This is a genomic window from Bacillus sp. ISL-45 (assembly GCF_018613195.1).
Lineage (GTDB): Bacteria > Bacillota > Bacilli > Bacillales > Cytobacillaceae > Mesobacillus.
Window position 1 is genome coordinate 59,101 of record NZ_JAGGQQ010000013.1, and the last position, 25,223, is coordinate 84,323.

The window sequence follows — 25,223 nt, forward strand, 5'->3', positions numbered from 1 at the left end:
TTGACTGCCTTTCCAGCGATTGGAATTTTCTTTCCTGTTTATGAGGATTTATAGAAATTTCTCCTGATCCACCTAAAGAAGTGCTTGAACCAGAATTCACAACATCAAGAAGAGGAGACAAGTGTATATGCAGCAAAAAATTTCGTTTTCAACCTATGCCCTGATTGGGACCATGCTATTTGGAATGTACTTTGGAGCGGGGAATTTGATATTTCCTATTCAACTAGGGCAGCTGGCAGGCACAAACTTCTGGCCAGCATTAATTGGATTCCTTGTAACAGCCATCGGCCTTCCTTTTTTAGGCATATTGGCGATTGGCCTTTCAGGAAGCACTGGTCTGCGTGATCTAGCCAGCAGAGTGCACCCTATTTTTGGTATCGGCTTTGCGACAGTTCTTTACTTGACGATTGGGCCCTTTTTCGCGATTCCACGAACCGCCACTGTTCCATTCGTTGTTGGCTTTGAACCCTATATTGCTCCAGGACAAGCTGGTTTGTGGCTGGGGATTTTCAGTTTCGTTTTCTTTGCCATCGTTTACTTCTTCTCACTGCATCCTGCGAAGGTGATGGACTACATTGGGAAATACCTAACACCCGCTTTTCTTGTATTTTTATTTTTATTAATTGGCATCTCCATCATGAAGCCTATGGGCAGCTTCGGGGAACCGAGCGGTGCTTATGCAGATTTAGCTTTTATGACAGGATTCAAAGAGGGATATAATACAATGGATGCCCTTGCCTCCCTGGCATTTGGAATTGTTGTCATCAATGCCATTAAAGGCCAAGGAATAACCAGCACAAAGGATATTGCCAGGGCTACATTGAAATCTGGTATCTTCGCAATGACATTGATGATGCTGATATACGGACTTATAACATATATGGGCGCTTCCAGCGCATTGGTTATTGGAACATTCGAGAATGGCGGACAGATTTTTTCTGCAGTCGCCAAACACTATTTTGGGCCCTACGGTGCAATCCTGCTGGCTATCATTATTGTTCTTGCATGTTTAAAAACAAGCATTGGGTTAATCACGGCATGCAGCGAGTTTTTTCATGATTTATTACCAAAGGTTTCTTATCAAAGGTTTGTGCTTCTTCTTTGCATCGTTTCTTTCACAATCGCAAACTTTGGTTTGAACAATATCATCCAATTTGCTGTACCTGTTTTAATGTTCCTGTACCCATTAGCAATCATCCTCATCTTATTAACTCTGATATCACCGCTTTTCGGAAATAAGCAAAGCGTATATGCGGCTTCAATAGCGATGACATTCTTTGTGAGTGTTTTTGATGGCTATAGCGCTTTGGTCGTTAATCTGCCGAATATAGATATTTCTTTATTCAACTCTGTAACGTCTATATACAAGGATTATCTACCTCTATACGCTATTGGTCTTGGCTGGATCATTCCAGCGTTCCTAGGTGCAGTCATCGGTTATATTTTGCCTAAAGCTCAATTACCGGTGAAAAAATACCAAAAAGAACTGTAGATTTTTTCTGCAGTTCTTTTCTTTTCTTTTCCTACTTTAAATATTCAAAATTTTCAAAAGGAATCTACAAGCGGCTGCCCGGAAGCAAATTATTTATTTTGTTTCCTTTGAGCTTTTAATGCTACCTTTTCAAAACCATTTCCTCTTTCCTCCGCAAATTCAATATCTGCTTTTGGCATAGCTTTATTGTGCTTTGGCTTATTTTTAGCCATTTTCTTCACCACCCATCATCCTTAATGTCATGTTTTTACCAAGTGCCAGTTACTCTATATTGGTGTCATCCGCCATTCTCTAGTTTGTGTTTCTTTTCTAAGGTTATGCTTTCCGTTCCAGGCAACGTGGATTACTTCTTATCATTTCTTATGCATTGAAAATTTGCTGGATGACGGAAATATTAGATGATGATTCGTAAAGATTGTTGTTAAAATCCTAAAGCCGATTTTAACGTATATAAAGTCATTTTGCTGGTCAGTATTAAGTTTGCAGGCTCTTTTCTCATTATAAAGAATCAAGTTTGCAAAGAAAAAATGTCATTCAATCCTATTTTTTAGTCAATAGTAACAAAGTTTGAGAAAAGAGCCTTTTTAAAAAAGGTATTTATCCCAAGATACATATCCAGACATGTCCTTCTTACATGAATAAACTGATTATTAATAGGTATGAAAGGAGGTGATTTGGATGGAAAGAAGAGAATTTGATGACTTTGGCAACCAGATGTCATTCCGATTTTCAAAACGCCGTCATGGACATGATAATCATAACCGGTTTGAAAGGGAATTTGAATCGAGTGACAATCACCATGGTGCAAGGAGAGAAGACCAACACTCTCGCCGAAGAGAGGTCGGAGGAATAAGCACTTCGATGTGCGAGAAGCTTGCCGACATTATCGGAGGAGATGTATTGACCGATACTCCAGTCTGTGTTGTTTCTCGTCTCAGAAATATAAAAGCCACTATTTTAGGACGCCGTACACGTTCCCCGCTTGCGCTGCCATTTGCACTGTCCTTTGAAAATAAGAGAAATGGGAAGACACTTAATCTTGGTGAAACAGTAATTCTTCAAAAGGAAATTAACCCTTTCCTGACTGAATTGCGGAAAAGAGGCATCATAGTAACTGCCGTCCATAACCACTGGCTTTTTGAAGACCCACGGTTAATGTATATGCATTGGGAAAACATTGGGGATCCATTTGAGTTTGCTAAAGACAGCATTGAAGCCGCTAAAGACGCTGGTTTATTCTAATAGAAATACCCTATGAACTAGTAAATCTAACTTCTTTAAGATTTTTATCCCTATACCATTTGTCATGCCACTTACCAGCCAATAAAAATGCTGCCGATGAAATTAACGGCAGCATTTTTTATATAGGGACACTTCAGCAATACAATGTCATTTCTTCTAATTTTGTTTGTCCGCATGCTTCCAGGACAAGGACCAAACTTCTTGGGTATCTCCCTGTTCGATAACTGTCTTATAGTTTAGGTTGACAAAAGAACTGTCTTACTGAATCATCCGCAGAAATTGTTTTGTACGGTCAGCTGTTGGATTGGTGAAAATACTGTCAGGTGCTCCCCGTTCAACGATAACACCGCCGTCCATAAAAATTACTTCATCAGCTGCTTCCTGGGCAAATCGCATCTCATGAGTTACTACGACCATTGTCATGCCCTCGTTTGCCAGGTCCTTCATAACTTTTAATACTTCCCCAACAAGTTCAGGATCCAGGGCAGATGTCGGCTCGTCAAACAACATCACTTCTGGTTCCATCGCTAGCGCCCTTGCAATCCCTACACGTTGCTGCTGGCCGCCTGACAGTTGAAATGGATAAAAATCCATTTTGTCAGAAAGCCCCACTTTTTCCAGAAAGAATGCTGCTTTCTGGCGCGCCTTATCTTTCGTTTCTTTTTTAACGGTTACCGGTCCTTCCAAAACATTCTCCAATGCCGTCATATGAGGAAAGAGATTATATCCTTGAAATACCATCCCGGTAAGACGGCGGAACGATGAAATGGATTTTGGAGAAACCTTTGCTGAAAAGTCGATTTTCTGTCCGCCAATCGAAATCTTTCCTTCTGTTGGTGTTTCAAGGACATTCAGGCAGCGCAGAAATGTTGTTTTGCCGGAACCTGAAGGACCGATAATAACGACAACTTTACCCTTGTCAATTTCAAGATCAAGTCCTTTTAATACTTCCAGCTGGTCAAAAGATTTCCTTAAACCTTTAATAGAGATCATAAATATCCTCCTTTCACTGGCAATTTACCGAGAAACATATCGGTCCAGCCGATTTTCAATTCTTCCCTGAGCAATTGAAAGAATAAAACAGATAACCCAGTAAATGAGTGCTGCTTCAGTATAGAGAAGAAGAAATTCATAATTTGTAGTCGCAATTTCCTGTGCTCGCCGGAACATTTCGGTTAATAGAATCATGGATGCAAGTGAAGTATCTTTTACTAAACTTATAAAAGTATTGGATAGGGGCGGAATGGATACCCTTGCCGCCTGAGGGATAATGATTCTCCTTAATACCTGCCTGCTGCTCATTCCTATGGAATATCCCGCCTCCCATTGGCCTTTTGGTATAGAAAGAATGGCTGCCCTTATAATTTCGGAAGCATATGCACCAACATTCAGGCTGAAACCGATTATCGCAGACGGCCACGGATCCAGAGTAAGCCCGATCGTAGGCAAACCATAGAACAAGATGAATAATTGCACCAGCAAAGGTGTCCCTCTTATCGCGGAAACATAAACCCTGGCAATCATCCGGAAAATCTTCACGTCTGAAATCCTGGCAAGTGCAGTCAGGACGGCTAATCCTATTCCGCAAATAAAGGATATCAGTGTTAAGGGGATTGTATAAAAAATAGCCCCCTGTAATAGGGGGACAACTGAGTTTTGGGCAATTTCAATCAGTCTTGCCAACCTTTCAGGGTCAGCCAGTATGTTATTCAAGTACATTTTCATCAAACCATTTTAAAGAGATTTTGTCATAGGTACCGTCAGCGATCATATCTGCAAGTGCACCATTTACCGCCTCGACAAGAGTATCGCTGTCTTTTCTGAACATTAAACCGCTTTTGGAAGCATCTTCGCTCTCTGCAATGATTTTAACTTTTGCGTCTGGTTTTGCCTTTTTAAAATCAAGGAAGGAAAGGTTTTCATTGATAGTTGCATCAACACGTTTAGATAAAATCAGTTCGATGGACTGATTAAAGCCATCAACACCAACAATTTCTGCACCATTTTCCCTTGCAATGTCAGCATAGTTGCTAGTCATTGACTGTGCCGCCTTTTTACCTTTCAAATCTTCGAAACCCTTCAATTCATTATTATCTTCATGAGCAATCAATACTGCCGTAGATGTGATATAAGGGCTAGAGAATAAATACTTCTCTTCTCTTTCCGGCTTTATGCCCACTTGGTTTGCGACCATATCAAAACGCTTAGCATCAAGGCCAGCAAACATTGCATCCCATTGAGTTTCTTTGAACTCTGCTTGAACCCCTAGTCTCTTGGCAACTTCTTTTGCTATATCAACATCAAAACCGGTTAAATTCCCGTCCTTGTCATGGAAAGTAAATGGAGGATATGTCCCCTCTGTCCCCACAAGAAGTTTCCCTTCTTTTTCTACCTTGGCAAGAACTGAGTTTTCTTCCTCAGTTGCGTCGTTACCTTGTAGCACCTTATCATCCTTTTCCTGCCCACCGCACCCAGATATTAAAAGAACGGCAGTAAGAATTAGAATCAGTAAAAATGAAAGTTTTTTCATTTTAATTCCTCCTATTTCAGTTGGTTTAGTCAGATTCAATTATCATAATTGATTTTCTTATGATAGTCAAAAGTTTAAACTTCACTTAAAGACGACTCGAATAGTCTTTATTAACTATTATTTAAAAATTTTACAACAAAGAAAATTCCTGATTGTTTATCAAGCATTAAATTACATTTTCAAAATCTCTTGTTTTCTTTACTTTCTCCCAGTAAGCAAAATGGCATGCTCTTTTCATCCAATTACTTTGGAACTTTCCCAGCGACGCAATATGCTTAAAGCCATTTATTCATTTGGATTCTTGTTTGCAGACTTCAATAGTTTGTAAAGCATGGCATTAAATAAGAACTATTTTTGCACATTATTCTCCTTAAATCGGAAAACATAAACTGGTCAACAAAAATCCAGGAGGGAAACATTATGCAAAACATGAACCAAAACGGCAATCAAATGGCAGCAAACATGCCAATGAATCAAGGTTTGTCAAACAATCATGGGGGACATGAGCTCTTTGATGCTCATGAAGTGATCAGTGGAATCATTTGTATGCTTGATCAGTACCTAATTTATGATCAGCACATTAAGGATCCCGAGCTAAAAGCAATTCTGCACAAGCAGTCTGCCTTTGTCACTCAAACATATAACACAATAGTCGAGAGTTTTAAAACCGGACAAGATCCAACCATACCGACTCAGCAATACGAAATGACCCAGAATAATGATGTTGTATATGGTCTCAAGCCGGGGGAGCCGAAGAAACCTATGCAGTCACTTAATGAGATTTCTGATCAGGGCATTTCAGGATTTATGCTGGGCCAGGCAAAATCGATGTCATCCATGCTTGCAATGGCGGCACTGGAAATGACAAATCCAGTACTTCGACGTGTGATTGCGGACAGCGTCCCGAATTTCATTGAACTGAGCTATGAAATTTTCCTTTATCAAAACAAACATGGCTATTATCAGGTTCCACAATTGATGCAGCAGGATATGAACCAAATGCTGACAAGCTACACCCAGTCGAATTCTCAAAAGCCAGGTTCCATGACTAACTAAGATTAATAAAACAGGAAAGAAGTCGCTGATTTCTTTCCTGTTTTTGATTAGATCAAAAAGCTTTCTGCCAATTTCGTGCAGATAGTTTATTAAAAAATTTCTCTGGATACTTCAAGAATTTTTTCTGCTTTAAGTTTTCTTCATTTTACCCAGAAGTTCGCTCCAACTCCTGATTTGTAATTAAATACCATTCAAAATACCTTTTGCACTTTACCTTTCTCTCTTTTTCCTTCTACGGTTCATACGTTTATACGGATGATGACCGGGTATGTTTTAGATAATAATAATCCTATCCAATCAAGGTTGTTTGGATGAAAGGAGACTTATCATGAAAAAGAAACTATTTTATGGAATCCCCTTGACGCTTGCGATTTTAATTGGTGGATGTTCTGCGGAGACGGACCAGGAAAATGAACCGCCTGTCGAGGATACTGAAACTGATGTGGAAGATGAGGATTTCAAATTGGATGATGATAAATCAGACAGTAATGGGAAATAACCCTAAGAGGTAATGATGTAAAAAAATGCTGTTTCTCCGAGGATGGAAGAAGCAGCATTTTTCATTTTATGGTTTGTAAGTGATTGCCTGTTCTCCAAATTGTTCCCAGCCTGCAACAAACTCTTCTTTTGAGAGTTTTTCGTTTTTGCCCTCTAGCGGGTCGTTTACATAAATATTTCTGTCGTCAAATCCAGTGACCAAAACCGAATGCCATTTGTAAGTGATCTTTTCTTTGCCTTTCCTTGTGTTCCATATTTCCCAGTGCTTGTCTGGTACGAGGGCAAAGATACTTGGTACCAGCACCCATACTGGGCGGCCATCTTTAACATGCTTCTCCACTTCTTTGAAATCTTCACCGGTCAGGTCCAATATTTTTCCTGGGAGGTACTGTTCTCCCAATTCCGCAACTGGACCATGATAGACACCTAGCCCAGGCTTGTCCATCGACTTCATATTGCCAACAAACCCCTCACCCGGATGCCCCTTCATGCCGTCTTTTTTAAATGGAACACGGGCAATTTCCTTTGATAGCTCCATCTTGCCAACATCTTTGCCCGCATGCTGTGAAAGCATAGCAAGTGTTGTGACCTCGCAGCCTCTTTCCAATTCAGGCAATTGCGATATATGGGGAGCATCAAGCATCACTTTTGACTGACTGTTTTGTTCTGATTTACTTTTTTCATTCGAGTTCTCCTCCTCAGTTTGTTGCTTCTCATTAGGAGCAGGGTCAGACTCTGGCGGAGGATTATCAGCACCTGTGCACCCCCCGAGCACAATGATCAACGGTAAAATAGCTTTTCTCAACTTTTTCGCTCCTTTTGATAATAGTATGAGTTTCCAATGAAAAAACCTTAGTACCAAGACGGTTCTAAGGTTTTTCAGCCAACATTATTCTTCAACCGAGTCTTCGATTATTTTCTGTTCCTCTTCGGTTAATTCCTCATCATTCTCGGTTGTGCCTTCTTCGGGTTGATCAGGCAATTCATGTGTTCCATCTGGTGCCGGAGGAGCTTGTTCATCCTGTTCCATCACCGGATCTTCTTCCGGGGGCGGCTCTTCTGTGGCTCCGCAGCCGGAAAGCATTAGCCCTGTCCCAAACGTGAATGAAAGCAGTAGATTTCTTTTCTTCATGCTGCCACTCCTTCCTCTCCTGTCTTATTTTACTTATAGCCCAACTCAATGAAGATAAACATATTGTAGAAACCAGGAGTTTTTCTTTAACAAAGACTCTTTTCTCAAACTTTGTTGCTATTGACTACAAAATAGGATTGAATGATATATTTTTCTTCGCAAAGTTGACTCTTTTGTGAGAAAAGAGCATGTAAACTTAATACCGACCAACAAAATGGCCTTCTTTTACGTTAAAATCGGCTTTAGGATTTTAACAACAATCTTTACGAAAACAGCCTTAACAAAAAAACTGCAAAACCAGATGGCTCGCAGTTTTCATGATTATAAAGGTTTTCCTGCATCACTTTTCGCATCTAATTTCTTTCTCCCTGTAAACATTGGGACTAAAATGGTCAGCAAGCTAACAATGATCAGTGTAAGCGCGATTGGCTTATCCAAAAATATCCCCAGGTTTCCGTTTGAAATCGTCAGCGTTTGCCTGAAGGCTTGTTCCATCATCCCGCCAAGGATAAAGGCCAGTATAAATGGTGCCGCTGGAAATGAGAACATCCTCATCAGGAATCCAATCATACCAAATGCGACTAGCATATACAGATCGAAGGTATTGAAGCTTATGGCATATACTCCAATCAAGCTGAAAATGATCACAAGCGAGATCAGGAGCGGCCGCGGGATCCTTAGTACTCTCGCAATGTATGGTATCAACGGGAGGTTGAGTATCAACAAGAAAATGTTCCCGATATACATACTCGCAATAATTCCCCAGAATACTTCGGGGCGGTCCTGAATCAACAACGGTCCTGGCTGTACACCGAGTACCAAAAATGCTCCCAGTAGAACCGCTGTTGTTCCCGAACCAGGAATCCCCAGGCTGAGAAGCGGCACGAATGCTCCGCCGGTAGCCGCATTATTCGCTGTTTCAGGCGCTGCAAGTCCTTTAATTGATCCTTTCCCAAATTCTTCTGGTTTTTTCGCAAGCTTCTTTTCGGTGATATAAGCAATGAACGAAGCAATCGTTGCTCCAGCTCCTGGCAAGACCCCGATGATGAAGCCCAGGAAAGACTGCCTCGCCATTGGCCCGCTCATTTCCTTTACATCTTCCTTCGACAAGCGCAGGCTGCCAATCTCTTTATTGTCACTCATTGAACTGTCTTTTCGATTCAACACAAGTGTGCTGACTTCAGCCAGAGCGAACAAACCAAGCGCGATGACCAGGAAGTCGATTCCCTCTAGGAGGTTCGGATTCCCGAATGTGAACCTGCTTGTCCCTGTCTGGCTGTCAATCCCGATCGTCACAACCATGAAACCAAGCGTCGCTGAAATGAATGCCTTGATAGTTGACCCATCAGACAAACTTGAAATGGCAGTCAGACCGAGGAACATTAGAGCAAAATATTCTGCTGGCCCGAACGATACCGCCACAGCTGATAAAATTGGCGTGAATAGCATGAGCAGAATGACACTGACTGTTCCGCCAGTAAACGAGGCAATCGCCGCAATGGCCAGTGCCTTTCCTGCTTTCCCCTGCTGGGCCATTGGATATCCATCAAACGCTGTTGCAACAGTCCCGGCAACACCCGGTGCGTTTAGGAGAATCGAGGAACTTGAGCCTCCAAAGATAGCACCGTAATAAACCCCGGCCATCATCACCAATGCAACCGTGGGATCCATAGTGTAAGTGATCGGGATCATGATGGCAATCGCACTGATTGGCCCCAGTCCTGGCATCATTCCAATGAAAGTACCTACAAAAACACCGATAAAAACAAACAGGAGTCCTTCTAAGCTAAAAGCCACTTGAAATCCTGTCATTAAACCTTGAAATGCGTCCATGTTCTACCCTCCTTTTACAACGGGATAATTCCTGCTGGCAGATTAATTTTCAAAAGATAGTTGAATAGTCCATATATAACTAGGGAAAATGCAACCGAAACAATTGCATTCGCTACATGCTTTTTATATCCAAGGAATAATGAACAGCCAAAAATAAATAAAGCTGTCATGAGTAAAAACCCGATGATTTCTAATAGGAAGATATAAATCAAGATGAAAACAAGAACGGACAATAATAATAAAACATTCTCCTTCGTGATTGTTCGCTTCAGCTTTTCTGCTTCAGTCTCTTCTTTTTTATCAAAATATAGAAGGACAGCGAAAAACAGCAATAGGAATCCTAAACCCTTTGGCACAACATCCGCATCGATAATGGCATTAGGGTATTTCGGCAGGTTATAGCTTAATAACAAATAGAAGCCTGATAGAATTGCCAGAATGACGGCGATTTTTTGATTGATCCTGCTTAGCAATGGTGGTCACCTCTTTTAATAGAATGAAAGATAGAACAGGGATGACTGCTCTATCTCTCGAATAGGCTCTTTTCGAAATTCGATGCTTTGACATATTTTTTGTGATTTTTCAGTTCAGAAGTCTCAGTGAAAAGATCCCTGAATAAAGTTCCTGGCTGGAAGTTAACGAGCCAACCCTAGCTCTTCAAGAAGCTTTTTCATGTCTTCTGCTTCTTTTTTCAAGAACTCGCTGTACTCTTCGCTATCCATGTAAAGTTCGCCCCATCCATACTTCTTGCGGATTTCATCCCATGCTGGAGAGTCGCTTAACTCCTTGAACTTCTCTTCATAATACTTAACAGCAGCAGGGTCCATTCCTGAAGGTCCGAAGAAGCCTCTCCAGTTTACAAAAGTTTCATCAATCCCCTGTTCCTTTGCTGTTTGGAAGTCAGATAGGACTTCTCCTTCCAATCTTTCCTCAGAAGTGATACCAAGAACCTTGATTTTGCCTGCTCTTACTTGTTCGATCGTTTCAGCTACTCCTGTTGTATAAACATCGACACTTCCATTTAATACAGCAGTTAAACCCCCAGCATCCGGATCAGAGATATACTTGATCTTTGTTACATCAACGCCAGCAGCCTTAGCAATTTTTACGAACTGCATATGGTCCATGCTGCCAGGTGATGATGTACCAATAACGCTGACGCTTGCTGGGTCCTTCTTCATGTCTTCGAACAAATCGTTCAGGTTATTCCATTTAGCATCTGCTTTCACAACGAAAGCACCGTAGTCTGCGATTATGTTTGCAAGCGGAGTGAAGTCTTCATATCCGTACTCCGATTGCCCGTTTAAAGGTACTAAAATTAATGGTGGCGAGGCAACGAACATATTGTGATTACGCTCTTTCTTACCAGCGATATATGCCCAGCCAATCGCTCCGCCTCCACCTGCTTTGTTCACTACCGGCAAGCGCTTATCAATAATTTTCTCCTGTTCAAAAACCTGTGAAGCCATACGTGCAGTTGTATCCCAACCACCGCCAGGTCCCGCTGGAGCCGTGATTTCAATCGGTTGAGTCGGTTTCCATTCTCCATTTTCCCCTGTGGCACTGCCCTCGCCAGATGACTGGTCCGAACATCCTGCCGCCAACAGCATTGTGAATGCCGCAGCTGTCGCTAAAAACTTTTTCATTTTGTTTCCCCCCTGTAAAAAAATCTTCTTCCATCCTTATCCGCTATAATAATTCAGAATAATAAAAATGTAACCGTTTACAATTTTACTTCCATAAAAAACTTTTTGGCTATTTTGTTCATTTTGTTCACGAGTAAGCAGCAAGGAAAAATGAATTCATAAAAAAACATCTCCCGTAAGAGGAGATGTCTTAAACCAAATAATATTTTCGCTCGGGTCTTCCAACAATTCCGTATTCCAGTTCCGCTCTTGCTTTCCCGACAGAAATTAAATACTCCAAATACCTCCTGGCTGTGGTTCTTGACGCGCCTAGGTGATCACCTAAAATCTCTGCATTTATGCCGCTAGAAAGCATGCTCAATGTTTCCTCTACTTTTCCAAGTGTTAATGGGTCGATTCCTTTTGGCAGAAGCTCAGGATCCGCTTCTGCTTGCCCGCCAGTGATAACCTTGTCGATGATTGCCTGATTGAATTCCTCATTGGCTTCCATCAGCTGCCTGCGCCTGGATACTTTTTCCAGAGATTCTCTGAATCGTTCAAAAGTGGCTGGCTTTATGATATAATCTACTACTCCGTTGCGGATAGAGGGCTCCACCACTTTCCGTTCTGTAGAAGCAGTAATCAAGATAATATCCAAATTCTCGAATCGTTTTCTTAAAGCCGGCAGTATGGATACTCCGTTTCGGTCAGGAAGATAATTATCCAGCAGCAGCACATCTACTTCTTTAGTTTCCAGCAGTTCAATTGCTTCCCTGGCATTCAATGCTTTGCCTGCGACCGTGACTCCCTCGATTTTTTCTAAAAACTGTTCATGGATTGACGCAACCCTGAAATCATCTTCAGCAATAGCTACCTTGATCATTCCACCACCCCTTTTCCCTGTTATATTTCCAAGCTCCTGCAACTCTAATTTGCAGTACTTAATCTCTTTTTCGGCAGGTAAACGGTCAATACCGATCCCCTACCAGGCTTGGATTCTACCTCAATGTTCCCATCCAATTTGTCTATTGCCTGCTTAACAATTGCCAGGCCGTAGCCACGATTTTCTTCGCCTTTGGTAGAAAAACCTGTTTGGAAAATTTTATCCGTTTCGCCTACTGAAATCCCTGGACCATTATCGTAAACCTCAATGATCAGATCCTCGCCCAGATCAATCGCGAAAAAGGTCACCCTGCCATCATTGATCCCTTCTACTGCATCAAAGGCATTGTCGATAAGGTTGCCGATGATCGATATGACATCTGTATAAGGTATATGTGCCAGAAGAGGGCCCATACTGCTGTTCTCATCAATGAAGAATTGAATTTTTTTCTCAGAGGCTTTCCCAAGTTTACCTAGCAGCAGAGCCTGAATTTTCGTATCAAAGATTTGGTCAAAAATGATCTTGTTTTGACTTTCATGAACTTCTGATTCTGCTTGGATCATTTCAATTGCCTCGTCATGCTTGCCCAATTGGAGCAAACCTGAAAGTACATATAGCTTGTTGGAAAATTCATGTGTTTGTGCCCGCAGATCTTCAGAATACCTTTGTACTTCAGTCAAAGTTGCAAGCATCTTATTGATTTCGGTTTTATCCCGGAATGTTGAAACTACACCGATTACTTCACCATTTTCAAATATTGGCGTCCGATTGATGATCATATCCCTATTCCTTAATGTAATTTCATGATCACGATCCGGCTTTCCCGAAATCAATACATGATAGACACCGGTATTAGGGATGATCGTTTCGATCTTTTGATTTACACTGTCCTCTTGTATATCTAATAATACTTTAGCAGATTGGTTAATCATTGTTATATAACCATCTTTATCGACTGAGATGATTCCTTCTTTTATCGAATAAAGGATAGCATTCCGCTCGAGATAAAGCGAAGTCACCTCATGGGGCTCCAGACCCAAGGTAGTCCTCCGGATGTTTTTAGCCAGAAGATAACTTGCGATTATACCAATCAACACGACGATCAAGGAAATGAATCCTATTTCTTTCCCCCTTTGAAGAGCGTCCGCCTGCAGGTCAGTGATCATGTAGCCAACGGAAATGATGCCGACGATCTCACCTTGCAGATTCCTGATCGGACCTTTTCCTCTGATGGACTGCCCAAGAGAACCCTTCGCCTTTGATATGTAAAATTCACCTTTTAATGCAGGACTGTTATCTCCTCCAACCATTGACAATCCAAGTTTCTTCTCATCTGGATGCGCATATCTCAGTCCGTCTTTATTGCCAATAACGATGAATTGTGCCCCGGTTTCCCGTCTAATTTGATTCATTAGGGGCTGAAGAGTTTCAGAAGGATCGTTACGCTCAAAAGCCATAATTACGGTAGGCATCGAAGCCACGGTTCTTGCCAATTGAAGAGCCTGGTTTCCCCTCTGCTTTTCAACCTGCTTATACTCAATCACCAATGATATGACAAGGAAAATGAAAATGATAAATACTGTATTAACAATATTTGATCCGATGATCTTTGTTTGCAGGGACATTGGAAGCTTTTTCGGTTTCATGACTCCCCCGATGAAATTTATTATAAATCTATTAATATTCTAATAATTTTCACCATTCTTGTCACCCTAATCTATCATGTTTAAAGACCTTGCGCTTTTTAATATTGATGATGGATCAGAATTAATGCTGCTAAAAGTGTCGATACTCCAAGTGGCTATCCTGCTGGTGCTAGTTTGTCTGTACACGACCGGGGAATACTGTAAAAAGGCTCTATCGGACAATTCAATCGGCCTTTTCGCAATTTTTGTCCGTTAGAAGGGCTCTAATGTTCTTTTAATAAGGCTCTTTTCTCAAACTTTGTTGCTATTGACTTCAAAAAAGGATTGTAATGACCTATTTTCTTTACAAAATCGACTCTTTTGGAAGAAAAGAGCATGTAAACTTAATACCGACCAGTAAAATGGCCTTATATTACGTTAAAATCGGCTTTAGGATTTTAACAACAATCTTTACGAAAACAGCGTTTAATAATAAGTGGTCATTAAAACTGAAGGCCTGCTCTTTTCACAATTTGTTCCATAATGGAAGAAGCAACCATATAGCGGGGTGTTAAAATGAAATTAAGTATACTTGACCAATCTGTCATCAGCAAGGGGGATCCAGCTGGCCAGGCATTACAGAAGACGGTGGAGTTGGCACAGATCGCTGAAGAACTTGGGTACACCAGGTTCTGGGTGGCTGAACATCATAATACCAATGGCATAGCTGGTTCTTCCCCAGAAGTATTGATATCCCATATAGCCTCCAGGACGAAGAAAATCAGGGTAGGTTCAGGAGGTGTTCTGCTTCCGCAATACAGCCCTTACAAAGTCGCGGAAAACTTCAAAGTTCTGGAGACTTTGTTCCCTAACCGTATTGATGCTGGAATAGGCCGCTCTCCAGGCGGGTCAGCGACAACAAGGATTGCATTGACTGATGGACTGAGGAAAAGCTTAAATGAATTCCCGAGACAGGTTAGAGATTTTCAGGCATTTTTAAGAAATCAATTACCAACGGACCATCCTTACCATCAAGTAAAAGCATACCCTGAGGCATCTAGTTCTCCAGAAATATGGCTGCTGGGAATAACCCATAAGGGGGCGAGACTCGCTGCAGAATATGGGACAGCTTTTACATACGGCCACTTCATTACACCAGTTAACGGCAAACGGGCCCTGGAACAATATTATCGGGAATTCCAACCTTCCCATTTACTCGATAAGCCTCAAGCAAATGTGTGTGTATTCGTAGTTTGCGCGGAAACACAGGAAAAGGCGGAAGAATTAGCTTTAAGCCAGGATTTATGGCTTTTACGGGTTGAAAAGGGAATGGACACAAGAATCCCATCGTTGGAAGAGGCAAGGAATGCTCCACTTACTTCTAGCGATCGCTCCAGGATCAAGGAAAATCGAAAACGGATGATTATTGGTACACCAGAAAAAGTTAGAGACGAACTTTTGAGACTTGGCGAGGTTTACAGAACGGATGAATTTATCGTGATTAACAATCTGTTTAGCTTTGAGGATAAGGTGAAGACATACACTTTGTTGGCTGACTCCTTCCTTTAAGCTGTTTTCCTGGAAGGGGGATTCCCCCCTTCCCATTATTCCTTTAGATCCTTTTGGGTGATTTCACTTCGAATATTTACATCTTTGGAGATATTCCGCTCTTTATTGTTAGGGTATTTGTTTTTCCGTTCGCGGTTATCGTTGCGATTTGTCATGGCTATCCCTCTTTCTTATTTATTACGGCTTTTACCGGAGTTGATGTCCTGGTCATTACCTAACTCACCGTTCGTACGGCCTTTTTCTTTAGCGATTTTACCTCCCAGCCTTATATTAGGCTGGCTGATTTCTTTTTCCCTCATATTTGTCACCCCCAGTTTTAAGATGCTCCATTTTGCAAAATAAAATTTCAGAAATTAAATCTTTAATCATTGCACAACCCTTCTGTTATGTAATATAATTTAATTAAATATTCTGTTATATAACAAGGAACGGTAAATTGATGAGGAGAGAGGTAGAATGGATGACTAAAACGGATGCAATTGCACGAAGGATTTTGGGTTGGAAGCTGAACAGGTGGGATCGCTGGTTTGATTATGAAAAAGGCGTTTTCATCAATGACTCTGAATTCCAGCCGGAGCAGAACCTTGTCCATGCGATGCTGGTTGTCGAGAGATTGGAGAAATTGTGCTACAGCTTCTCCTCCAACGGAGTTTCAGAGGCCGCTTTTAACCAGTTCAAAGGTACGGGGGAAAATCTGCCTGAAGCCATCACAAATGCTGCCTATGCGATCATTGAAAATGACTCAGTCGTCTCTAGTTCATCTTTGTGGCGCAAGCTTTCGTAATAATCCGCAAATAAGAGCTGTCATCCGGACAACAAAGGATGACAGCTCTTTAAATTTATTCCACTTTTTCGTCCTTCCCTGCCAGCCAGAATGATGCAATAATTGACGCAATAATGACAATGAAAGGAGCGTAAAACATCGTGAATTCAGCCATTCTCAAACCTCCTATGCGTGGTCGTTCTTTTTCCCCTGAACATAGTCCTTATTAAATAAAAATAACCTCAGCAGCAGGTACAGTGACGGAAGCAAAAGCCCAAGCCCAGCAATGAACGCGATGATAAGTGCAATGGCCATCGCTTCATTTGTGAAGCTGTCGTATATGCTGAGAAACGGATAAAGCAGATAAGGGTAATGCGAAATACCATAGGCAAAAAAGGCAATAAAGAATTGGCCGGTCAATAGTCCAAACGCCACCCCGTATGCCTTCCGTTTTCCAATCAGGTACACGGTTCCCACAAACAGGATGAAGGAGATGGCAAACAGCCACCATAAATCAACCAGTCTGCTGTAATGCTCAGGGTTATGGCCCCTAAGTTCCACGATGATGCCTGTTGCCGTAACGATTGCCGGCACAGACCAAATCAAGGCATATTTCCGCAGCAGTTCTGTTGCCGGTTCATCTTGTGCCTTATTCGCATACCAGGTCAAAAAAACGGCAGATATATAAAGAACCGCAGTCAGGCTCAGGATTACAATGCTCCATGTTAATGGACTGGTGAACAGGGCCCAGTAGTCCAACTCGATCCCCGAGCCAGTTTCCTCCACAAAGCCTCCCTCTGAAATCGTGAGTACAATCGATAGAGAGGCAGGGATGAACAAGCCAGTGAGTCCATATAAATACGTGTATCTCTTATGCTTTAATCCCCCATAAGTCGTGAACGCATAATATGCCCCGCGAATGGCGAGCAAAACAACTCCAATGCTCGCCGGCACCAGCAGGATGGTTCCATAATAATAAGCTGTTTTAGGAAAGAAGCCGACAATTCCCACGAAGAAGAATACAAGAAATACGTTCGTGACTTCCCAGACAGGCGATAAATATCGCTGGATGATTCCTGTCAGGATATGCTGCTTTCCCCTGAACAAGCTGTAAGCATTGAAAAAACCTGCACCGAAATCGATGGAAGCGACGATGACATAACCAAATAGAAAGAGCCAAAGAACTGAAATCCCTATTATCTCAAGCATCATCGAAATCCACCTTCCTTCTCCAGTTCCCTGTCTTCCAGTTCCTGTTCAACTGTATTTTTCCTGAACATCCTTGTTAATACAACGGTGCTGCCAATGGCCAGGATCAAGTATAAACCTGCAAACAGAAGCAGCATCAAATCGACCTGTCCGCTTGTGGTCGCCGCATCCTCAACTTTCATGATTCCTCGAAGGATCCATGGCTGTCTTCCGACTTCAGCGAACCACCAGCCAAGTTCAATCGCTAGCATCGATAACGGTCCGCCGAAGACAATCAGCCAGCGGTACCATCTTGCCCTGATAAAACCCCATTTCATCCACACGCCCACAACATAGACAAGCGAAAGGGCCATCATCCACATCCCGATTGTCACCATTCCATCAAACAGATAATGGATGTACAATGGCGGGATTTCATCTTCAGGGAATTCATTAAGTCCTATAACTTCAGCGTTAGGGTCGCTATGAGCCAAGATACTCAGTGCATAAGGAATCTCAAGGGCATATTTTACTTCGCCGTCATCAAGAACACCATACAACATCAACGGCGCCCCCTCATGCGTCTCGAAGTGCCACTCTGCTGCTGCCAGCTTTTCCGGCTGGTATTCTGCGAGGTATTTACCCGAAAAATCACCGATGACCGCAGCAGCAATTGAAAAGATAAGACCGATTTTCATCGTTAAAAATAATGCTTTTTTATGGTAGATATGATTGGATCCTTTTAAAAGCCGGAATGCGCCTATCGAAGCGAGTACAAATGCTGATGTCATGTAAGCTGTCGCCAGCACATGGGCGACCTTCGTCGGCATTGCCGGAGTGAACATGGCAAGAACGGGATTGATATTGACCAGTTGGCCGTTCACAAGGTCAAAGCCTTGTGGCGCATTCATGAATGCATTAACCATCGTGATGAACACAGCTGAAAAAGAAGCCCCAACCGCCACCGGAATCAGCAGCAGCAAATGTTTCTTCTGATTTTCAAACCGATCCCATGTATATAAATAGATTCCTAGAAAAATAGCTTCAAAGAAGAACGCGAAGGTTTCCATGAACAGAGGAAGAGCGATCACGTTACCCGCCAGTTCCATAAAATTTGGCCATAACAATGACAGCTGCAATCCAATTGCCGTCCCTGTCACAACTCCAACTGCAACGGTGATTACAAAGCCACGGGTCCACCTTCTTGCGAGCAGGATATAATGCTCATCCTGTTTCTTGATTCCCAGCCACTGAGCAATCATGATCATCAGCGGTATTCCCACTCCAATGGTGGCATAAATGATATGGAAGGATAATGTAAGCTCCGTCAAGACACGGCTGAAAAAAACTGATTCTTCATTCCCCATTTTTCAATACCCCTTTTCTATCCAGCAAAAATTCGGCCGATAAAAGACAATCCCATGATTGCCGCTACAATAAAAGCAAGCCACATAAGCATTCTTTCTTGTTTTTTATACATAAGTCACCTCGAAAATTTGTTCACTTTATCACATTTTTGCGCAGTCTCTGACCCTAATCCTTTATACAGTATAAATGTGAGAGAAATATGTTATGTAATCCATTTTGGCATCTTTCATTTCATTCCCGTTCTCCGGCCTGTTAAAACGAAAAAACAGCATATTGTCAGTGTGCACGTTTCGATAATTCCAGCTTCTCTTTATATCTTTGGGAAAACCAAATAACAGCTGCCACCCACAGACCGCTGGCAATAAAACCGCCAATGATATCACTTGGATAATGGACGCCTAAATAAACCCTGCTCAACCCAATCGCTAAGATCATAAAAGCGCTGAGTATGATGACAGCTACTCTCCCAATCCGGGAGGGAACATGGCGCCAGAGCAGGAAAGCAAGAATGCTGTAAAAAGAAAAAGCATTCATCGCATGGCCGCTTGGAAAACTGTAGCCACCTATATCGATCAGCCGGTGAAAATCCGGGCGTGCCCGATGAAAATAAAGTTTCAGCAATCTGTTCAAGATCGGTGTAATATATACAACAGACAGGAAAACAAGGATTTCCAGCCTGTGTTTTAACACGTAAAAAAGAAACAGGAAAATGGGAATGGTCAGGATTACGATCAATTTTAAGGAGCCAATATAGGTAAAGAATTTCATGGCCGAAGTCAGGCCCTCTGCTTCGAGTCCCTGCACTGCATCAATGACAGCCCGGTCGAACACCATCAGATGTTCAGCCTGTACCAGATAAGACATAATGATAAAACCAAATAACGAACCAAAAAAGGCGGTTAAAAGCTGCAGATTGAACTTCATGAATCCTGTTCCCTCCCGTGCATTCTAAATCCCCCTTACTATTCCCAATCCGCTATTTTAAAAAGACCTTTCATGACTTCATTGTTAGCAAGTTGGTAACATTCACAAACCAAACAAAAAAAGGAATGAACTTAATCATCCCCCTTTAAAATAATCGCCGGCCGCCCGACTGGATAATATTCAATTGTCCCGCATGCTTTGAGGGCAGCTTCATCTAAACAGTTCCTGCCGTCAAAGATAATTGGCTTTTTCATGTTATCCAATAGAGCTTTGACATCAAGCTCCGTGAATTCTTCCCATTCTGTGACAATAAACAAAGCATCTGCCTCTTCAGCAGCTTCTGCTGCGGAGTCAACGTAAGTGATGATGTCACCAATGACCTTCCTTGCATTGCTGGCTGCAACTGGGTCAAAGGCTGCAACTTCAGCCCCTGAAGCAGTCAAGGAGCGTGCAATTTTGATTGACGGAGCTTCCCTCATATCATCCGTATTCGGTTTGAAGGAAAGGCCGAGCATGGCGATTTTCTTACCCTTTAATTCTCCCAATCGTTTCAATGCCTTAGTTACAAGCAGCTCATGCTGATGATCATTGATGGCAATTGTCTCTTCCAATAATAAAAATGGGACCCCTAGATTCCTTGAGGTATGCAGCATGGCTTTTACATCCTTTGGAAAACAGGATCCGCCATACCCTATTCCCGCCTTTAAAAAGGCGGAACCAATCCGCTTATCTAAGCCCATCCCCTTCGCTACATCATCGACGTCAGCTCCTGCGGCTTCGCATAGATTGGCGATTGCATTGATAAAACTGATTTTTGTCGCCAAAAATGCATTGGAAGCGTATTTGATCATTTCAGCGCTTCTCACATTCGTCAATAAAAATGGGACGTTCAGCGGCCGGTACATCTCTCGGATTTTTTTAGAGGCACCCGCATCGTCAGAGCCAATGATAATCCTGTCAGCTTTCAATGTATCCTCGATGGCTGATCCCTGCCGCAGGAACTCCGGGTTGGAGACCATCTTGATGTCAACTTTATTTTTCAGCTGCGCCAATAACAGTGTTTCAAAATATTCATTTGTCCCAACTGGCACCGTACTTTTAATTACAACAATACAATCCCTGACTATATGTTCAGCGAGATCCTTTGCGGCTTGCTCAAGAAAGCTTAAATCCGCCTGCCCGTCGTCACTTTGAGGGGTACCAACGGCGATTATGATAATATCTGCGTGGCTCAATGCATACTGATGGGAGGTAGTAAAAGCGAGTCTCCCTGCAGAGGAGTTTTTACTGAGAAGGTCTTCTAGACCGGGTTCATAAATCGGGGACTTTCCTTCCTTAAGAAGCTCTATTTTCCTTTCATCAACATCTATGCAAATTACATTGTGTCCGATTTCCGCCAGGCAGACTCCTGTGGACAGCCCGACATAACCTGTTCCAAGTACTGCGACCCTCATGTCAGTCACACTCTCTCTTCATGTCCGGCATCTCGTACACTTCTTTCAAATACTCAATGACATCATCTCTTGTATCTTCCCTTTGCAGTGCGAAATCAACCGTTGCCTTGATGAAACCGATTTTGTCCCCGATATCGTACCGCCTGCCCTCGAAGTGATACGCCAACACCGCCTGGCGCTTATTGAGTTCATTGATTGCGTCCGTCAGCTGCAATTCTCCCCCATGGCTGGCTGGAGTCTTTGCCAGTACCTCAAAAATTTCCGGCCTCAGTACATAGCGTCCCATTATTGCATAATTTGAAGGTGCCTCATCTTTCGAAGGCTTTTCTACCAGTGAATCAATATAGAACAGATTTGGCTCGAGGTTCGCCCCCTTTGGCTTGATGATTCCATATTTACTGACATCACTATCTGCAACTTTTTGAATCGCTACGACTGAGCTATTGCAGTATTCAAATACATTGATGATTTGCTTCAAGCATGGGGTTTCCGACATTACAATGTCGTCGCCAAGCAAAACGGCGAACGGTTCATTGCCGATGAAGCTTTGGGCGCAAAGGATTGCGTGCCCCAATCCAAGAGCTTCCTTTTGCCTGACATAATAGATTTTTGCAAGGCTGGATATATTTTGGACCTCTTCTAAAATAGCAAGTTTATTCTTTCTTAATAATGCATCTTCCAGTTCATACGATTTATCAAAATGATCTTCTATCGATCTTTTTCCCCTGCCGATGATGATGATAATTTCCTCTATTCCTGAGGCTACTGCTTCTTCGACAATATATTGAATTGTCGGCTTATCAACAATCGGCAGCATTTCTTTTGGCTGCGCTTTGGTTGCCGGCAAAAATCGAGTCCCGAGTCCTGCTGCCGGGATAATGGCTTTACGGATTCTCATATGCTGCCTCCTTTTCAATTCCATAGTCTTTTATATTCAATAGGAGAGAATCCGGTCACGTTAAAGGCCTATCATTTTGAAAATAGACTCCATTAGGAATGATTTGTACGGGTCCACGCCCAAAAGACTCCCGGCAAAAGGCTAGGAGTCAGTGGCGCTTTTTATAGTAGGGTAAATATACTTTTTTGATAAACTGCTTTATCAGCTTCGGCAAAAGTTTTTTCCGCCTTTTCACCAATGCAGTGACAATGGCCTTTTTCTCATCCTTCGAGACCTTCCAGTCATCAGGGATTACGGATACTATTTCTTCTATCAAGAAAATGGGCATTGTCTGGATAAGTTCAATATAGTCGGCAAATTCCCCTTCGTCCTCCACAAAACTCGCCATAAGTTTGTGGGTAGCGCTTTTCATCATTTTATTATTCATTTTTTGTAAATCAGGAAGCTGCCAATTATACGATCCCATTACTTCTGCCTGGTCAATTATCCACAAACGATAAGAGTCAGCTGATTCTTCCTGCAAAAGAATATTCTTGCGAGTCCGGTCACGGTTGCTGAGCCAATAATCAAATACAATGATGCCCGCCAGTGTCTCTGGGTTGATAATGCCTGGCACATCGGGCACCTGATGTCCATCAAGACAGCCTGGAACATATAGGGATGCAAATTGATATTGGGAAGCAGCCAATTGAGAGAGTTCGGGAATCTCAGAAATGAACGACTGTGGAATTACAATAATTTGGGCGAAGGGCACTGGAAGCCCCAGGTATCTGGCCAAACAATAGGAAACCCATTCATTTGGCAGAGTCTTTTCAAACCCTTCCTGAAAAAATTTCACGACGTAGTTCCTGCCATCGTCAAAAGTAATTAAATGCGCGTTGGATTTACCCTCGAATTTTCTGCGGTAAGTAACGGGCTGTATCAATGCTCGATCACTCCCGTTCTATCACCGTGGACAATTTCGTATAACAAATCAATATACTGTTCTGCCACTACTTCGATGGTAAAATGCTCTTGAACATGCTTAGTGGCTGTGTTCGATATTTTTTTATGCAGTTCCGGGTGGTCAAGGATGCCATAAAGCTGCTTTACTGCATCATCCACATTTTGACCTCGATACAGGCGGCCGGTTTGTCCTTGAATAACCAGCTCAGTGACTGGCCTCATATTGGATGCAACTACCGGGACACCGCATGCCATCGATTCAATAAAAGTATTGCCGAACGATTCGGATTTCGTGGTAGCCAGTGTACATCCTCCAGACTTTCGGATTTTCGCATATACATGCGGCATTTGTTGATACGGAATGACTGGGAACCACTTGACTATATCAGTGAGGTTTTCTTCCCGCCATTTTGCTGCAAACTCTTCCCTTTGCACACTCTGGGCGCCTCCAACTACCCATATTTCCACGTCATTCCGTTCACTTTTTATTCGCTTGGCAACCTCGATCAGCATAGGCCAATTTTTACGCTTATCAAGCCTGCCAATCCAGCCGATGACTTTCTTGTTCTCCGGCAGCAGAGGAGCACTGTTACTGTCAATCTCGGATTCGGCCAATGGCCTGAAGAAGGAAGTATCAACTCCGTTGTAGATGACATTGACTGGTTCTGCTTCAGTCAGGATCGATACAATTCTTTTTTGATAATTCGATGGCACGATAATCGATACAGGGTTAATTCCGTTGAACGATTTAATATGTGGTTCAAGCTTGATGATCTCTGGTGTCCTGGCTTCTATGATGACCGGTCCTGAATAATCAGCCTTTTTCAGCCATTTATAGGCAGCACCAGTATCCACTACAATAATCGCATCGTATGCGTTATTCTGAATGATATCGACAATTTCCCGCTGATCCCTGGTTAAATATACGGGAGCGACATCCTTCATGATGTGAAGTCCGCCATGATCAGTCGTATACAAAAATTCTGTATCGATTCCATGCTTTTTGAAAAAAATCGCCCGATTCCTCCAGCCTGCATTGACCCCGCCGACAGTTAACAGCCTCCAGATCACTAATATTTTCATATTGGTAGCTCCTCGAAAAAGATTGGGCGCCTCCTGAACAGAATTTAATTCCTTACACTACTATAAAACTAGAATATTAATCTTTATTTTCATCAGATTCTTTGTCAATATCTGTTCCTTTAGCAAATCTTTTTTCTGCTCTTTCCCAATGTTTGTCGATTGCATCCATCACCCGGTCCGGCTCATATCCTTTAGCAAGCATTGTTTTCACCCATTCCTCTTTAAAGACCTTCCTGATAAGGCTTTCGAGCTGGCTGACATGCATCTGTTCATCATTGGTCAATAAGACCTTCTTGCTTAAACTACTTAGTACATCTTTGTTTGATTTCTTTTTAAGCAAGAGCTGATAAATTTCCCGTGACAATTTTTCCATCCTCATATAGTATTCCCATTCTTCATAAAGCTCGGGTGCCAGCAATTTTACATGGTGTAGAAATTTTGCCTTGTTCTCTTTCCCGAGTGAGTTTAATAATTTCCGAGGATAAGGATAAACACGGTTTCTCCAAACAGTCCTCCCTACATCTATTACTTTCAGATTGCCGTCCGGTTGAATATATATTTGTCTTTTATGATGGTCGATCCGGTCAAAGCCAACCTCTTTAAATGTGATCAGCAACTCTATCAATTTATAGGATAACTGTTCTGTCAAAGGTTGGGATTGTAGGTACTCGCGTAAATCAACCCCCTTTACTATCTCCATTACAATGTAATTATCACCAGCGGCATACAGAAGGGGAAATAGATCAGATTTCTGCCCTAAGTACATCGCATAATGTTCCCGTTCACAATCTTCCTTGTTCCCGTACACTTTTATGCAAATATCCTTTGAGTATCGGAACACGGCTCCCTGCCGCCCCTTCCCCATTAGCTCAAGTGGAGAATTATTGATTACTTCTACGTCACCATTTTCTACATTTTTCACCTGGATATCCTTTAAAAGCTTTTCAACATATTCAGTGCTCACAATGTTCCTCCTTACTTCTGTCAATTAACATGTGAATTTTTCCCTCTTATTAATTAATTCAGGAAACAGTCAATATGGAAGGGCATGCATCTATAAGACGGAAAATGTTTTCGCCAAGATTGGATTACATTAGCTCTCACACTTTTTTTCT

27 protein-coding genes are annotated in these 25,223 nt (G+C 42.2%); 6 read left to right on the top strand and 21 right to left on the bottom strand.

What is annotated here, in order from left to right:
- Positions 1 to 127 precede the first annotated feature (127 nt).
- A complete protein-coding gene (gene brnQ, locus J7E35_RS17735) occupies positions 128 to 1,492 on the top strand; it encodes a branched-chain amino acid transport system II carrier protein (RefSeq protein WP_214781959.1) in 1,365 nt (454 codons plus the stop codon).
- Between the two features lie 89 nt (positions 1,493 to 1,581).
- Here brnQ and J7E35_RS23565 read toward each other — a convergent pair whose 3' ends face one another.
- Positions 1,582 to 1,704 (bottom strand): hypothetical protein, encoded by a 123-nt coding sequence (locus tag J7E35_RS23565; RefSeq protein WP_285290375.1) that lies wholly within the window; start codon positions 1,702 to 1,704, stop codon positions 1,582 to 1,584.
- Between the two features lie 466 nt (positions 1,705 to 2,170).
- On the opposite strand from J7E35_RS23565, the gene J7E35_RS17740 reads away from it, so the two are divergent.
- The gene (locus tag J7E35_RS17740) at positions 2,171 to 2,734 is read left to right on the top strand and encodes a DUF1259 domain-containing protein (protein ID WP_483297225.1); all 564 of its coding nucleotides are present in this window, start codon (positions 2,171 to 2,173) and stop codon (positions 2,732 to 2,734) included.
- Positions 2,735 to 2,992: 258 nt separating this feature from the next.
- On the opposite strand, the gene J7E35_RS17745 is transcribed toward J7E35_RS17740, so the two are convergent.
- From J7E35_RS17745 to J7E35_RS17755, 3 genes are read right to left on the bottom strand one after another with little or no spacing between them, the layout of a single operon-like run.
- A complete protein-coding gene (locus J7E35_RS17745; protein WP_214781961.1) occupies positions 2,993 to 3,727 on the bottom strand; it encodes an amino acid ABC transporter ATP-binding protein in 735 nt (244 codons plus the stop codon).
- 24 nt (positions 3,728 to 3,751) lie between these two features.
- Positions 3,752 to 4,453 carry an amino acid ABC transporter permease gene (locus tag J7E35_RS17750; protein ID WP_214782076.1) on the bottom strand — a complete coding sequence of 234 codons (702 nt, stop codon included), beginning with the start codon at positions 4,451 to 4,453 and terminating at the stop codon, positions 3,752 to 3,754.
- Complete coding sequence (locus J7E35_RS17755; protein ID WP_214781963.1) at positions 4,440 to 5,264, bottom strand: amino acid ABC transporter substrate-binding protein; 825 nt, start codon at positions 5,262 to 5,264, stop codon at positions 4,440 to 4,442. The genes J7E35_RS17750 and J7E35_RS17755 overlap by 14 nt, the downstream gene beginning before the upstream one ends.
- Positions 5,265 to 5,684: 420 nt before the next feature.
- Here J7E35_RS17755 and J7E35_RS17760 point away from each other — a divergent pair, with 420 nt between their 5' ends.
- Positions 5,685 to 6,320, top strand: coding sequence for a spore coat protein (locus J7E35_RS17760; protein ID WP_214781965.1), 636 nt, complete (start codon positions 5,685 to 5,687; stop codon positions 6,318 to 6,320).
- Positions 6,321 to 6,648: 328 nt separating this feature from the next.
- Positions 6,649 to 6,819, top strand: coding sequence for a hypothetical protein (locus J7E35_RS17765; RefSeq protein WP_214781966.1), 171 nt, complete (start codon positions 6,649 to 6,651; stop codon positions 6,817 to 6,819).
- 66 nt (positions 6,820 to 6,885) lie between these two features.
- On the opposite strand, the gene J7E35_RS17770 is transcribed toward J7E35_RS17765, so the two are convergent.
- From J7E35_RS17770 to J7E35_RS17800, 7 genes are all read right to left on the bottom strand, one after another.
- The gene (locus tag J7E35_RS17770; RefSeq protein WP_214781967.1) at positions 6,886 to 7,623 is read right to left on the bottom strand and encodes a C39 family peptidase; all 738 of its coding nucleotides are present in this window, start codon (positions 7,621 to 7,623) and stop codon (positions 6,886 to 6,888) included.
- A gap of 84 nt (positions 7,624 to 7,707) precedes the next feature.
- Positions 7,708 to 7,950: a hypothetical protein gene (locus J7E35_RS17775; RefSeq protein ID WP_214781968.1), complete on the bottom strand. Its 243-nt coding sequence runs from the start codon at positions 7,948 to 7,950 to the stop codon at positions 7,708 to 7,710.
- Positions 7,951 to 8,271: 321 nt separating this feature from the next.
- Complete coding sequence (locus J7E35_RS17780; protein WP_214781969.1) at positions 8,272 to 9,783, bottom strand: tripartite tricarboxylate transporter permease; 1,512 nt, start codon at positions 9,781 to 9,783, stop codon at positions 8,272 to 8,274.
- Positions 9,784 to 9,797: 14 nt separating this feature from the next.
- The gene (locus tag J7E35_RS17785) at positions 9,798 to 10,256 is read right to left on the bottom strand and encodes a tripartite tricarboxylate transporter TctB family protein (RefSeq protein ID WP_214781970.1); all 459 of its coding nucleotides are present in this window, start codon (positions 10,254 to 10,256) and stop codon (positions 9,798 to 9,800) included.
- A 162-nt stretch (positions 10,257 to 10,418) separates the two neighbouring features.
- Entirely contained in the window at positions 10,419 to 11,429 is a 1,011-nt protein-coding gene (locus J7E35_RS17790) for a tripartite tricarboxylate transporter substrate binding protein (protein WP_214781972.1), read from the bottom strand.
- Between the two features lie 190 nt (positions 11,430 to 11,619).
- On the bottom strand, positions 11,620 to 12,291 hold the full coding sequence (locus tag J7E35_RS17795) for a response regulator (protein WP_214781974.1): 672 nt from the start codon (positions 12,289 to 12,291) through the stop codon (positions 11,620 to 11,622).
- 44 nt (positions 12,292 to 12,335) lie between these two features.
- Positions 12,336 to 13,937, bottom strand: a complete 1,602-nt coding sequence (locus J7E35_RS17800; RefSeq protein ID WP_214781976.1) for an ATP-binding protein — start codon at positions 13,935 to 13,937, stop codon at positions 12,336 to 12,338.
- Positions 13,938 to 14,492: 555 nt separating this feature from the next.
- Between J7E35_RS17800 and J7E35_RS17805 the strand changes: the two genes are divergently transcribed.
- Positions 14,493 to 15,485, top strand: a complete 993-nt coding sequence (locus J7E35_RS17805; RefSeq protein WP_214781978.1) for an LLM class flavin-dependent oxidoreductase — start codon at positions 14,493 to 14,495, stop codon at positions 15,483 to 15,485.
- Between the two features lie 170 nt (positions 15,486 to 15,655).
- Here J7E35_RS17805 and J7E35_RS23570 read toward each other — a convergent pair whose 3' ends face one another.
- The gene (locus J7E35_RS23570) at positions 15,656 to 15,784 is read right to left on the bottom strand and encodes a hypothetical protein (RefSeq protein WP_285290809.1); all 129 of its coding nucleotides are present in this window, start codon (positions 15,782 to 15,784) and stop codon (positions 15,656 to 15,658) included.
- A 161-nt stretch (positions 15,785 to 15,945) separates the two neighbouring features.
- Between J7E35_RS23570 and J7E35_RS17810 the strand changes: the two genes are divergently transcribed.
- Complete coding sequence (locus tag J7E35_RS17810; RefSeq protein WP_214781980.1) at positions 15,946 to 16,269, top strand: BC1872 family protein; 324 nt, start codon at positions 15,946 to 15,948, stop codon at positions 16,267 to 16,269.
- A 55-nt stretch (positions 16,270 to 16,324) separates the two neighbouring features.
- Here the strand turns inward: J7E35_RS17810 and cydS are convergent, their stop codons facing one another.
- From cydS to J7E35_RS17850, 9 genes are all read right to left on the bottom strand, one after another.
- The gene (gene cydS / locus J7E35_RS23865; protein WP_413632775.1) at positions 16,325 to 16,423 is read right to left on the bottom strand and encodes a cytochrome bd oxidase small subunit CydS family protein; all 99 of its coding nucleotides are present in this window, start codon (positions 16,421 to 16,423) and stop codon (positions 16,325 to 16,327) included.
- Positions 16,424 to 16,434: 11 nt separating this feature from the next.
- Positions 16,435 to 17,460, bottom strand: coding sequence for a cytochrome d ubiquinol oxidase subunit II (locus J7E35_RS17815; RefSeq protein WP_214781983.1), 1,026 nt, complete (start codon positions 17,458 to 17,460; stop codon positions 16,435 to 16,437).
- Entirely contained in the window at positions 17,457 to 18,803 is a 1,347-nt protein-coding gene (locus J7E35_RS17820) for a cytochrome ubiquinol oxidase subunit I (protein WP_214781985.1), read from the bottom strand. Before J7E35_RS17820 ends, J7E35_RS17815 begins: the two co-directional genes overlap by 4 nt.
- A 277-nt stretch (positions 18,804 to 19,080) precedes the next feature.
- Positions 19,081 to 19,728, bottom strand: coding sequence for a phosphatase PAP2 family protein (locus J7E35_RS17825; RefSeq protein ID WP_214781987.1), 648 nt, complete (start codon positions 19,726 to 19,728; stop codon positions 19,081 to 19,083).
- Between the two features lie 131 nt (positions 19,729 to 19,859).
- Positions 19,860 to 21,182, bottom strand: coding sequence for a UDP-glucose dehydrogenase family protein (locus J7E35_RS17830; protein WP_214782079.1), 1,323 nt, complete (start codon positions 21,180 to 21,182; stop codon positions 19,860 to 19,862).
- A 1-nt stretch (position 21,183) separates the two neighbouring features.
- Entirely contained in the window at positions 21,184 to 22,080 is an 897-nt protein-coding gene (galU, locus tag J7E35_RS17835) for a UTP--glucose-1-phosphate uridylyltransferase GalU (RefSeq protein ID WP_214781989.1), read from the bottom strand.
- Between the two features lie 148 nt (positions 22,081 to 22,228).
- Complete coding sequence (locus J7E35_RS17840; protein WP_214781991.1) at positions 22,229 to 23,005, bottom strand: HipA domain-containing protein; 777 nt, start codon at positions 23,003 to 23,005, stop codon at positions 22,229 to 22,231.
- Positions 23,002 to 24,108 (bottom strand): glycosyltransferase family 4 protein, encoded by a 1,107-nt coding sequence (locus tag J7E35_RS17845; protein ID WP_214781993.1) that lies wholly within the window; start codon positions 24,106 to 24,108, stop codon positions 23,002 to 23,004. Before J7E35_RS17845 ends, J7E35_RS17840 begins: the two co-directional genes overlap by 4 nt.
- A gap of 76 nt (positions 24,109 to 24,184) precedes the next feature.
- Complete coding sequence (locus J7E35_RS17850; protein ID WP_214781995.1) at positions 24,185 to 25,072, bottom strand: hypothetical protein; 888 nt, start codon at positions 25,070 to 25,072, stop codon at positions 24,185 to 24,187.
- Between the last annotated feature and the right edge of the window lie 151 nt (positions 25,073 to 25,223).